Raw genomic sequence first — 12472 nt, forward strand, 5'->3', positions numbered from 1 at the left:
CCCGAACCTGGGGGCGTCGCAACCGAGGAGGAGACCATGCTGGACGGTTTCGTGCCCTGGCCGCCCGACTTCGCCGAGCGCTACCGCCGGGCCGGTTACTGGAAAGGACTGTCGCTTCGACAGTTGCTTTCCGAGAGTGCCGAGCGCAGGCCGGACAAGGTCGCCGTGGTGGACGGGACCCGCCGGGTCTCCTACTCCGAATTGGTCGACGAGACCGACCGGATCGCAGCCGGTCTGCTCGACCTGGGTATCGGCAGCGGCGACCGCGTGATCCTGCACCTGCCCAACGTCGTGGAGTTCCTGTCGACCCTCTGCGCGATGTTCAGCATCGGCGCGATCCCGGTGCTGGCGTTGCCGGGACACCGCCGGGACGAGATCAGCCACCTCGTGCGGGCATCGGACGCGGTGGCCTACGTGGGGCCGGACCGCTTCCAGGGCTTCGACTACCGGACGCTCGCCCGCGAGGTCCGCGAGGATATCCCCGCGCTGAAGCACGTCGTCGTGGCAGGGGAGGCCGAGGAGTTCACGGCACTGTCCGAACTGGCCCGTAGCGACAAGCGGGAGCTTCCGCCGGTCGACCCGTCGACGGTGGCGTTGCTGTTGCTCTCGGGCGGGACCACCGGGGTGCCGAAGCTGATCCCCCGGACCCATGACGACTACGCGTACAACATCCGCGCGTGCGCCGAGGTGGCGGGCTTCGATGAAAACGGCGTCTACCTGGCCGCGAACCCCGTCCCCCACAACGCCGCCCTCGGCTGTCCCGGCGCGTTGGGCGCGGTGCTGCTGGGCGGCAAGGCCGTGCTGGCCGCCAACCCCAGTCCCGACGACGTGTTCCCGCTGATCGAGCGCGAAGGCGTCACCCTGACGACCCTGGTGCCCGCCTTGGCGCTGTTGTGGGCGGAGGCGGCGCAGCTCATGCCGGTCGACATGAGTGGCGTGACGATCCAGGTGGGCAGCTCGAAGTTCGGCCCGACGGCGGCCGAGCGGGTCAGCACGAACCTGGGGTGCCGCCTCATGAACGTGTACGGCATCGGCGAGGGACTCATCACCCACACCCGCCGGGACGACCCGCCGGAGGTGGTGTTCGGCACGGAGGGCAGGCCGATCTGCCCCGACGACGAGATCAAGATCGTCGACTCCGAGGACAACGAGGTCGCCGTCGGCGAGGTCGGTGAACTCCTCACGCGCGGCCCGTACACGATCCGCGGCTACTTCGCCGCGCCGGAGCACAACCGTCGCTCGTTCACCACCGACGGTTTCTACCGCTCCGGTGACTTGGCGAGGATGACCGAGGACGGCAACGTCGTCATCGAGGGCCGCCTGAAGGACATCATCCACCACATGGGGGAGAAGGTCTCGGCGGAGGAAGTGGAAGGACACGTCCTGACCCATCCCCGCGTGCGGGACGCCGCCGTGGTCGGCATTCCGGACGAGGAGCTGGACGAACGACTCTGTGTCTTCGTGATCCTCAAGGGACACGCCGACGGTGAGGCGGGGGAGCTGTCCCTGCGGGAGCTGCGTGACCACATCCGACAGCGCGGGCTGGCGGCCTACAAGCTGCCGGACGAGCTGGTCGTGTTGTCGGACTTCCCCCGCACACCCGTCGGGAAGATCGACAAGAAGTCACTCCGCGAGAGCCGTGGCCGCGGCGCCGAGTGACGAGCGCACGGCGTCCAGCACGACCGGCCAGTGCCCGGACTCCGGGTCGACGAGGTCGAAATGGTGAGCGTGGGGCAGCACCGACGACTCCGCCGGGCTGTCCTCGCTCAGCGCCACCGGGACCGTCGCGTCGTGCCTGCCGTGCATCAACAGGACGCCGGGGCTGCCGGGGGTGAGCCGTCGCCGCGGGTTCAGGGCGGCGTAGCGGTGCGGTAGTCGGCGTGGTGTCCCGCCCATCCAGGCGGCCACCGCGCCGTTCCCGAGGTTCAGCTCCACCGCGCGGTCGAGGTCGGCGACCGGGGCCAGCGCAAGCACGGCGGTGGGACGTCCGTAGGCGCGGGTCAGTGCCAGCATGCCGCCTGCCGAGTGGCCCACCCACAGCGCGGGACGCAGCCGAGCCTCGGCGAGGTCGAGGTCCGCGACCGACAGCCACGGGCGTCCGGGAACCCGTCGGTACTCCAGCAGCGCCACCCGCACGCCGAGCCGGGCGAGGGCACGCGCGGTGGAGCGAGCGTGACTGCGGTCGATCGTGGGGCGGAAGTAGCCGCCGTGGACGAACGCGACCACGGGACCCGAGTCGCCGATCAATTCGACGATCTGATCGGGATGCGGACCGTAGGAAAGCGTCTCGCCCGCGTTGCCTGCCTGCCGTTGCAGTCGGTCGAGTGTTTCCGTTTCCCGGCGTTCGAAACCGTTGGTCATCGAACAGGAATATCGCAATCGAGAATGCGTGCCAATCGTGTGCTCGGGCGCATGTGAAACCGTCACATCGGGCATTGAGTAATTCACGAGAACGCCGGGTGTTGCGTGGATTGCCGCCCTTGTCGAAGTGTTGGTACGGTCTTGTCGAAAACGTGACAAGTGCGTTTTTCAGTCAATACAGTATCCCGAGTCGGCCGAACGAATTGTTATTCACGTCGGTTGTCGTCGGCGTGATGTGTGCCGCCGTGGAGTCGATCGCGCGCGAGGGAGCCGAGACGTGTTACCGGAGAACAAACAGCGCGACACCGGAGCCCGCGCCGCCGCGGAATCGTTGCTGAGTCCCGACGAGTTGCGCCGGGCCGTCGGTGAGTTGTTGGGCGTCGAGCTGTCGGAGGCCGACGACGACGCCAACCTCTTCGAACTCGGATTGCAGTCACTGTCGCTGATGCGGCTGGCGGGCCGGCTGAACCGGGCCGGAGCCGAGATCAAGTTCGCACAGCTCTCGGAGGACCCGAGGCTGTCGGCGTGGTTCGCGTTGCTGACGCCCGGAACCGGCGAGCCGGTGACGCCGGTCGAGCCCGCGGAGGAGGCTCCGCGACCCGAGCCGGTCGGGGAGGTCGCCATCGACCGGCCGTTCCCGCTCACCGCCGTGCAGCAGGCCTACTTCATCGGTCGGGCCGACGACCAGCCGCTCGGCGGTGTGAGTTGCCACGCCTACCTGGAGTTCGACGCGCCCGACGTCGATCCGGATCGGCTGGAGAAGGCGGTGCGGCTGTTGGTGGAGCGGCATCCGATGTTGCGGGTGTCGTTCACCGACGACGCGACCCAGCAGGTGCTTCCCGTGTCGCCCTGGCCGGGTGTGACCGTGCACGACCACCGTGAACTCTCGGCGGAGGACGCGACGGAGGCGGCGCTGGCGCTGCGCGAGCGGCTCTCCCACCGGCGGCTGGAGGTGGAGCGGGGCGAGGTCATCGACGTCCAGATCTCCCGCCTGCCGTACGGGGTGGACCGGCTGCACTTCAACGTCGACCTGCTCGCGGCCGACCTCGCCAGCATCCGCGTGCTGTTGGCGGACCTCGCCGTGTTCTACGGCGACACGGGTGATCTGCCAGACCTCACCTACACGTTCGACCGGTACCTCGCCGAACAGGACGCGGTTCGTGCGCGCGACCGGGAGCGGGCGAAGGCGTACTGGCAGGAACGCCTGCCGAACCTGCCGAGTGGACCGAAACTGCCGCTCGCGCTCGACCCGGAGACGGTCACCTCGCCCCGGTTCGTCCGCCGCTCGCACGAGCTGTCGGCCGAGGAGTGGGGCCGCATCGAACGCCGGGCTGCCGAGGCCGGGATCACGCCGTCGGTGGTGCTGGCCACGGCGTTCTCCCTGGTGCTGAGCCGGTGGAGCGGAAGCGACCACTTCCTGCTCAACCTGCCGCTGTTCGACCGTGACCTCGACGCGCACCCGCAGCTCGACCGGATCGTCGCCGACTTCACGGGCCTGGTGCTGCTGGAGGTCGAACTCGAACAGGAGAGCTTCACCGAGTGCGCCAAGGCCATTCAGCGGCGGATGCACTCCGACATCGGCCACGCCGCCTACTCCGGGGTCGAGGTGCTGCGCGACTTCATCCGCACCGACCTCGACGCGCCCCGGACCGCTCCGGTGGTCTTCGCCTGTGACCTGTCCGCGCCGTTGGTGCCGGACGACTTCGTCGCGCGGTTCGGCGAGCCGACGTGGATGTTGTCGCAGACTCCGCAGATCTGGCTCGATCACCAGGTCTACCGCACCCGCGAGGGCGGCGTGCTGCTCGTCTGGGACGCGGTCGACGAACTGTTCCCGGCCGGTGTGCTCGATGCGATGATGGCCAGCTACCAAACCCTGGTCCGGCGGTTGCTGACCGACGACTGGGACGCCGCGGTCGGTGAGCTGCCTCTGCCCGCCGAGCAACGGCAGCGGCGCACGGCGGTCAACTCGACCACTCGCCCTCTGACCGAGAACCTCCTGCACACGGTCTTCTTCGAGCAGGCAGCCGCCCGAGCGGGACGGCCCGCGTTGCTGTGGGGCGAGGCCGGCGTGACGACCCATGACGAGCTGGCCCGGCGTGCGCTGTGCGTCGCGGGCGCGCTCGCGGAGCGAGGTGTCGGGCGAGGCGACTACGTCGCCGTGACGGCACCCAAGGGAGCCGATCAGATCACTGCCGTGCTCGGGGTTCTCGCCGCCGGTGCGGCGTACGTGCCGATCGGTGTGGACCAACCCGCCGAACGACGGGCCCGCATCCTCGACCTCAGCGGCGCGAAGATTGTGCTCGACGGCACCGGCGGGTTGTCGCTCGACGGGTTCGACGTGTTGCCGATCGACGAGGCGTCGGCGGCTCGGCCGCTTCCCGCGCCGGTACCGTCCACTCCGGACGACCCCGCGTACGTGATCTTCACGTCGGGCTCCACTGGCCTGCCCAAGGGCGTGGAGGTCAGCCATCGCGCCGCGGTGAACACGGTGGAGGACGTCAACGAACGCTTCGGCATCGGCCCGGACGACCGAGTGCTGGCGGTGTCCGCGCTCGACTTCGACCTGTCGGTGTGGGACGTCTTCGGGTTCCTCGCCGTGGGTGGTGCGGCGGTGCTGGTCTCCGAGTCCGGACGCCGCGACGCGGTCGAATGGCTCACTCTCTGCCGGCGGCACGGCGTGACGGTGTGGAACACCGTCCCGGCGCTGCTCGACATGGTGCTGACCGCGGCCGGGGAGACCGAGTTGCCCCCGACCATGCGGTTGGCGCTGCTCTCCGGCGACTGGATCGGCCTTGACCTGCCGGGCAGGTTGGCCCGGGCCTCGAAGGGCCGCTGCCGGTTGATCGCCCTCGGCGGTGCGACCGAGGCCGCCATCTGGTCGAATGCCTTCGAAGTCACCGAGGTTCCCGGCGGCTGGCGGTCGATCCCGTACGGCACCCCGCTGCGCAACCAGAAGTTCCGCGTCGTCGACGACCAGGGCCGGGACTGCCCCGACTGGGTCCCGGGCGAGCTGTGGATCGGTGGGGCGGGTGTCGCGCTCGGCTACCGCGGCGACCCCGAGCTGACCGCGGCCCGGTTCCCGGTGGTGGACGGCGAGCGCTGGTATCGCACCGGCGACCTCGGTCGGTACTGGCCCGACGGCAACCTGGAGTTCCTGGGACGGCTCGACCAGCAGGTGAAGATCAACGGCTTCCGGGTGGAGCTGGGTGAGATCGAGGCGTGCCTGCAGGCGCACCCGGCGATCTCGCAGGCCGTGGCGGTCCCGTTCACCGAGGGGCGGCGCGAGCTCGTCGCCGCCGTGGTCGAACGGGCACCGGTTCCAGAGGAGGACGCTGCCGCCGAGAGCGTGGAGCCCACCACCGACCACGCCTTCCTGCCGCCCGCGACCGAGGTCGGCGCGCAGGACGACCCCGACCGCCTCCAGCATCACCTGGTGGAGGCCACACTCGCCGACGTCGTCGCACCCGCGTTCGCGTCGGGTGAGGGCACTCCGGCCGCGTGTGCCGAGCAGGCACCCGTGCTGGACGTCTGGCTCGACTACCTCGTGCGGCGTGACGTGGTCGAGCGCGCAGGCGTGGCGTATCGGCCCGGGTCCCGTTGGGCCGAGGTGACGTCACCGGACTGGAGGCGCGCCGTCGTCGACTCCACCGCGGGCACCCCGCTGGAGTCGGTGGCGACGGCGTTGCAGTGGGCCACCCCGCTGTTCAAGGCCGTCGTCGCTGGGGAGGCCGACGCGACGGCGCTGCTCGACGACCCGGTGTTGGCGCCTGACGCGTTGGCCGATGCGATGCCCGGCACGGCACGCTGCCTGGACGTGCTCGCGCAGGATCTGCGCGAACAGAAGGACGGTGTCACACCGCTGACGGTCGCCGACTGGGACGCGGGCGGCCGGGGCGCGGTGCGCCTGCTCACCGCGCTCGGTGGGGCTGCGGATGCGATCGACTACACGGTGCTCGGCAGTTCTGCGGCGACGGTGACCGCCGCCGAGGCCGCCGTCCGCGAGGCCGGAGCGAAGGCCCGGACGGCGTTGCAGGGCGAGGCGGTGATCGCGAGCGACCATCTGCACGCGTTCGACGCCGTGATCGCCAACAACGTGCTGCACCGCATGGCGGACCCGGACTCGGCGGTGGCGACGACAGCGCTGCTGCTCGCCCCGGGTGGTCGGCTCTATCTCGTCGAACGCACGTACCCGGCGCCGCTCGCGCTGGTGACCGCGCTGCCGTTGGAGGCGCGGGCGGGTCGCTTCTCCGACGGACACCGGCCCGGGCCGTGGCTCTCCGGTCGGGAGCGCTGGCGGCAGGCCTGTGGGCGGGCCGGGCTGCGGAACGTGACGGTGCGGCACTCCGAGGAGACCGGCGAGGTGCTGATCAGTGCCGACCGGCCGGACACGGCGACCGCCATCGACCCGGAACAGGTGCGGCTGTGGGCCGCGGACCTGCTGCCCGAGCACATGGTTCCGGACCGGCTCGTCGTGCTGCCGACGCTGCCGCTGAGTGCGAACGGCAAGGTCGACCGGCGGCAGATCCGCACGGTGCTCGACCAGTCCGCCGAGCGGCCCCGCGACGTGGGCGATCCCCCGCGTGGTGCCACCGAGGTGGCCGTCGCCGAACGGTGGGCGGCGTTGCTCGGACTTGCCTCCCTCGGCAGGGAGGAGAACTTCTTCCGGCTCGGCGGGGACAGCCTGCTGGCCACGCGGTTCGTCGCCGACGTGCGCGCCACGTGGAACGTGGAGCTGCCCATGCGGGAGGTCATGCGCGCGCCGACGGTCGCCGCGGTGGGCGCGTTGATCGACCACCTCGTCGCCGAGGGCGACCGGCCGGCTGACGGGATCGACGACGGCTTCGAAGAGGGTGCGGTGTGAACGCGGGCGAGCTGCTCGACGAGTTCGAGGATGCCGGGATCGAATTGTGGCGGGAGGGGGACCAGCTCCGCTTCCGGGCGCCCCGGGGCGCCATGACCGAGGACCGGCTGCGACGACTACGGCAGGCCAAACCGGAGCTGCTGGCCACGTTGCCCGCCGGGCGCCGCACGGGCGACGGCGTGGGTTCGGTGTGGCGGGCGCGGCCGGAGGAGAGCGACCAGCCCTTCCCGTTGACCGACATCCAGTCGGCCTACCTGTTCGGGCGCAACCCGGCGTTCGACTACGGCGGGGTGTCCTGCCACATCTACCAGGAGTACGAGTACCCGGCCGACCTCGATCCGGACCGGTTCCAGCGGGCGTGGGACGGGCTCGTGCGGCGGCACGACGCCCTGCGCACGGTGCTCACCGACGACGGCACCCAGCGGGTGCTGCCGGAGCTGCCGGACACCCGCATCGAGGTCGTCGACCTGCGCGACGCGGACGCAGACGCGGTGGCGGCGGCGTCGGCGAAGGTGCGAGCGGAGCTGTCGCACAAGGTGCACCCCACCGAGGTGCGGCCGATGTACGAGCTGCGGCTGCACCTGGAGCGCGAGCGCAGCGTCCTGCACGTGTCGGTCGACTTCATGGCTCTGGACTGGCTCTCGCTGCAACAGGTGCTGTCCGAACTGGACCAGCGGTACCGCTCGCCGGACTGTGAACTTCCGCCCGTCGAGGCCACGTTCCGGGACTACGTGCTCGCTCACCGCAGGTTGCGGGAGACCGAGAGGTACGAGCGGGACCGCGCCTACTGGCTCGCCCGCGTCGACGAACTGCCGGGTGCGCCCGCGTTGCCATTGCGCGAGGACCACGACCCGGCGACGGTGCCCGCGCGCTTCCGCCGGTTGACGACGACGGTCGACCCGCAGACGTGGCGGTCGCTCAAGGCGCGCGCGGCGGAGCACGGCAGCACCCCGGCCAACGCGGTGCTGGCCGCCTACGCGGAGACCATCGGTCGGTGGAGTGCCACCGAGCGGTTCAGTCTCGCGTTGCCCGTCCTCGACCGGATGCCGCTGCACCCGCACGTCGACCGGCTGCTCGGCGACTTCACCTCGCTCAACGTCCTTGCCGTCGACCACGACGGCAAGTCCAGCTTCGCGGAGCGGGCTCGTGCCCTCGGTGAGCGCGTCTTCGAGGACCTGGACCACCGGCTCTACAGCGGGGTCGAGGTCCTGCGCGAGCTGGCCCGGCGGCGCGGCCGGGAGGCGGCGACCGCCCCGGTGGTGTTCACCGGCAGCATCGGGGTCGGCGGCGCGACGACCTCGGTGGCGGGCCGCAACCCCAGGCCGGTCCACGGGATCAGCCAGACGCCGCAGGTCTGGCTCGACTGTCAGGTCGGTGACCAGTTCGGCGGGCTCGACATCAACTGGGACGTGCGGGAGGGTGTCTTCCCGGACGGCGTGGTGGACGACATGTTCGCCGCGTTCGTGGGCCTGCTGCACCGACTCGCCGAGCACGACGACCCCTGGAAGGCCAGGGTGCCGCAGCCGTTGCCGGAGCGACAGCGCGCGGTTCGTGCCGAGGTGAACGCGACGTCGGCGCCGGTCCCGGAGGGGCTGTTGCACGACCCGCTGGTGGCCTACGCGCGGGCGAATCCCGATCGGACGGCCGTGATCGCCTCGTCGGGTTCGCTGACCTTCGGTCAGTGGCTGGGCCGCGCGGCCGGGCTGGCCGAGGTGCTGCGCTCCGCAGGCTGTCGACCCGGCGACTTCGTCGGGATCGTCCTCGACAAGGGGCTCGACCAGGTGGTGGCGGTGCTGGGGGTGCTGCTCGCCGGAGGCGTCTACGTCCCCGTCGACCCCGGACAGCCGGCCGTCCGCCGCGACCGCATCCTCACCGACAGCGGCGTGCGGGTCGCGATCGTGGCCGAGGGAGTCACCGCGCCGTCGGAATTCCGCTCCGTGTGCGTCGCCGAGGCGCGGGAGGTACCGGTCGCGGACGTGCCCGACGGGCCCGCCGTGGACCCGGGCGAGCTGGCCTACGTCATCCACACCTCGGGATCGACGGGTGTGCCGAAGGGCGTCATGACCAGCCACCGCGCCGCGACGAACACGGTGCACGACATCAACCGGCGCTTCGGGGTCGGTGACTCCGACCGCGTCCTGGGGCTCGCGGCGCTGAGTTTCGACCTGTCGGTCTACGACCTGTTCGGACCTCCCGCCGTCGGGGCGGCGCTCGTGCTGCCCGATCCGGACCGCCGTGGCGACCCGTCCCACTGGGCGGCGCTGGTCGCCGAGCACGGCGTGACGGTGTGGAACTCGGTCCCCGCGCAACTGCACATGCTCCTGCACTACCTGGACGTCGAGCCCACGGAGCTGCCGAGCCTGCGGGTGGCGTTGTTGTCCGGGGACTGGATTCCGCTGGTGTTGCCGGAACACGCGGGTCGGCACCTGCCCGGTACCGAGCTCGTGAGCCTGGGCGGTGCGACGGAGGCGGCGATCTGGTCGATCCACCACCGCATCGACGGGGTCGAGCCGCACTGGCGCAGCATCCCGTACGGCAGGCCGCTGGACAACCAACGGTTCCACGTGCTCGACGCCGCGCTGCGCGAGTGTCCCGACCTGGTGACGGGCGAGCTGTACATCGCCGGGATCGGACTGGCGACCGGTTACCTCAACGACCCGGAGCGCACGGCCGAACGCTTCCCCTTCCACCCGGAGACCGGGGAACGGCTCTACCGCACCGGTGACCTCGGTCGGTACCTGCCGAACGGCGAGATCGAGTTCCTGGGCCGGGCCGACCAACAGGTCAAGATCCGGGGCCACCGGATCGAGCTCGGTGAGATCGAGTCGGTGCTCAGCGACCATCCGGCGGTGGGGACCTGCGTGGTGCTGGCCGCGGGTGAGGAGGCGTTCGAGCGGGCCCTCGTCGCGTTCGTCCTCCCGAAGCAGCGTTCGGCGGACGTCGACACGGACGAGTTGCTGCGGTGGGTGGCCGACCGCCTGCCCGCGCACATGGTCCCGGCCTGGGTGCGGCCGGTCGAGGCGTTCCCGCTGACGGCCAACGGCAAGGTCGACCGCAAACGTTTGCTCTCCACGGTGACGGCAGCCCCCGCACCGCGTCCCACGCACACCGACCCACCGCGTCCGGGAGCCGAGACGCGGATCGCCGAGCTGTGGGCCGACGTGCTGGGGCGGCAACCGACGAGCCGCGACGAGAACTTCTTCGACGCGGGCGGAAACTCCCTGCTCGCCGCGCAGTTGGTCGGTCGGGTGCGCGAACACGTCGGCGAAGCCGCCGCGGTGTCGTTCGACGTCCTCTTGCGTGCGCTGCTCGACGCGCCGAGCGTCGCCGGGCTGGCGCAACGGCTGGAAGCGGCGGGCGCTCCCACGTCGTCGGCGACGGAGCCCGCCGAGTCCCACTCGCCGTTGGTGCCGCTGTGGGTGCCGTCGGAGTCCGACTCGACGTCGGCACGGGTGCTCGTGCACGACGCCACCGGAACGCTGGTGCCGTACCGCGATCTGGTGCCCCGGCTGGCCACCGACCGGCCGTTGTTCGGTCTCGCCGTGCTCGGCGACGGCGTTGTGGAGTCGGTCGACGCACCCGCGTCCGAGCTGGTCGAGACCCTGGCCGCCGAGCACGCCCGCACGCTGCGGGCCGCCGGGTACGACGAGATCGAGGTCGTCGGGTACTCGCTGGGCGCGCCGGTGGCGTTCGAGCTGGCCAGGGTGCTGAGCGAGGCGGGGACGACGGTACGGCTGTCCCTCGTGTCGGGGCACCACGTCGCCGCTCCGCTGTCGGACGAGGCCGCCGACGAGCTGTTCGACCGGCTCGACGCCGAGCGGCTGGGCGAGCACGTCGCGCGGGCGCGCGAGTGGTTCGCCCGCATCGTCGACGCGGTGGCGCGGTACGAGCCGGAGCTGTACGCGGGCGACCTGACCTACCTCTGCCCGGTGGAGGCCCGACCGCCGGGTGAGGACCCGGTCGCGTTCTGGCGCGACGCGTGTCTCGGGGAGGTGACCGTGGTCGACGTCCCCGGTGACCACGTCGGCTGTCTGCGGCTTCCGCACGTCGAGCAGCTCGCCGCCGCGCTGGCCGCCGGGGACCGGGCATGAGCGCCCCGCTGCGCGTCGTCGTGTGCGGTACGCGGTTCGGGCAGATCTACCTCGCCGCACTCGCGCGGGCGCCGGAGCGCTACCGACTCGTCGGCATCCTGGCCAGGGGCAGTGCCCGCTCACGCGCGCTCGCCGAGCAGTACGGCGTCCCGCTCTATGACGCGGTCGAGCAGCTTCCGGACGACGTGGACGCGGCCTGCGTCGTCGTGTCGAGCGCGGTCGGTGGCGGGCGTGGTGCGGACCTCGCCCGCGCCTTGCTCGAACGCGGCGTCCACGTGCTGCAGGAGCACCCGGTCCATCCGGACGAACTCGCCGACTGCCTGCGCGTGGCCCGGAGGACGGGAACCCAGTACGTGGTGAACACGTTCTACCCGTACGTCGAACCCGTCCGCCGGTTCACCTCGGCGGCGCGAGCGCTGATCCGGCAACGTCGTCCCGTCTTCGTCGACGCGTTGTGCGCCGTGCAGGTCTCGTTCGACCTGCTCGACATCCTGGCCGACATCTTCGACGGACTCCGGCCCTGGTCGGTGACACCCGTCGGCGACTCCCGGGGCCGGCCCCTGACCGCCGTGCACGGAACGGTCGCGGGTGTGCCGCTCACGCTGCGCGTGGAGAACCGGATGAAGGAGGGGGACGACAGCAGCAGCTTGCTGCTGCACCGCATCACCGTCGGCACGGACGCGGGCAACCTCATGCTGGCCAACACCCACGGTCCGGTGATCTGGAGCCCCGTGCTGCGGACGACGTCGGACCCGCTCGGGCTGTGGTTCACCGGAGCGGACGCCCCGGACGTCGGTGGTCCCACCGGGGCGTACGTGGGAGGTCCCGACACTCCCACCTGGTCCACGGTGGTGCGCGACGTGTGGGGCGACGGCGTCGTGTCCGCATTGGACGATCTGCGCGACCGGATCACCGCGAAGACCGATCCGTTGCGGGGCGGACAACGGATGTTGACCGTCGCGCGGGCATGGAAGGAGCTGACCGAGGGACTCGGCTATCCCGAAACGTCCACTCCGGACCCAGGCGAGCCGTTGACGGTGGCGGATCTGTAGGTCTCGCCGCCCGTCGGCACGGCCCGTCACCGCGGGTGGACCGGGGTGCGGTTTCGTGCTGGCTCGCGGCGTTCGGCGCGAGTACGGTGATATTCGTACGCGTATCA

General features: G+C 71.2%; 5 protein-coding genes. 4 read left to right on the forward strand and 1 reads right to left on the reverse strand.

Features of this window, described 5'->3' with window-relative positions; translation table 11 throughout:
- Nucleotides 1–36 precede the first annotated feature (36 nt).
- Nucleotides 37–1659 (forward strand): (2,3-dihydroxybenzoyl)adenylate synthase, encoded by a 1623-nt coding sequence (locus JAV51_RS18005; protein WP_197321919.1) that lies wholly within the window; start codon nt 37–39, stop codon nt 1657–1659.
- Here JAV51_RS18005 and JAV51_RS18010 read toward each other — a convergent pair.
- Nucleotides 1624–2361, reverse strand: a complete 738-nt coding sequence (locus tag JAV51_RS18010; protein ID WP_197321920.1) for a S9 family peptidase — start codon at nt 2359–2361, stop codon at nt 1624–1626. The two genes, JAV51_RS18005 and JAV51_RS18010, sit on opposite strands and share 36 nt — an antisense overlap.
- A gap of 277 nt (nt 2362–2638) precedes the next feature.
- Between JAV51_RS18010 and JAV51_RS18015 the strand changes: the two genes are divergently transcribed.
- The 3 genes from JAV51_RS18015 to JAV51_RS18025 are packed head-to-tail and all read left to right on the forward strand — an operon-like array spanning nt 2639 to nt 12365.
- Nucleotides 2639–7222 carry a non-ribosomal peptide synthetase gene (locus tag JAV51_RS18015; RefSeq protein WP_197321921.1) on the forward strand — a complete coding sequence of 1528 codons (4584 nt, stop codon included), beginning with the start codon at nt 2639–2641 and terminating at the stop codon, nt 7220–7222.
- Nucleotides 7219–11313, forward strand: coding sequence for a non-ribosomal peptide synthetase (locus tag JAV51_RS18020; protein ID WP_197321922.1), 4095 nt, complete (start codon nt 7219–7221; stop codon nt 11311–11313). Before JAV51_RS18015 ends, JAV51_RS18020 begins: the two co-directional genes overlap by 4 nt.
- On the forward strand, nt 11310–12365 hold the full coding sequence (locus JAV51_RS18025; RefSeq protein WP_197321923.1) for a Gfo/Idh/MocA family oxidoreductase: 1056 nt from the start codon (nt 11310–11312) through the stop codon (nt 12363–12365). Before JAV51_RS18020 ends, JAV51_RS18025 begins: the two co-directional genes overlap by 4 nt.
- The last annotated feature ends 107 nt before the right edge of the window (nt 12366–12472 follow it).

The organism is Saccharomonospora sp. NB11 (genome assembly GCF_015910535.1).
Classification (GTDB): Bacteria; Actinomycetota; Actinomycetes; order Mycobacteriales; family Pseudonocardiaceae; genus Saccharomonospora.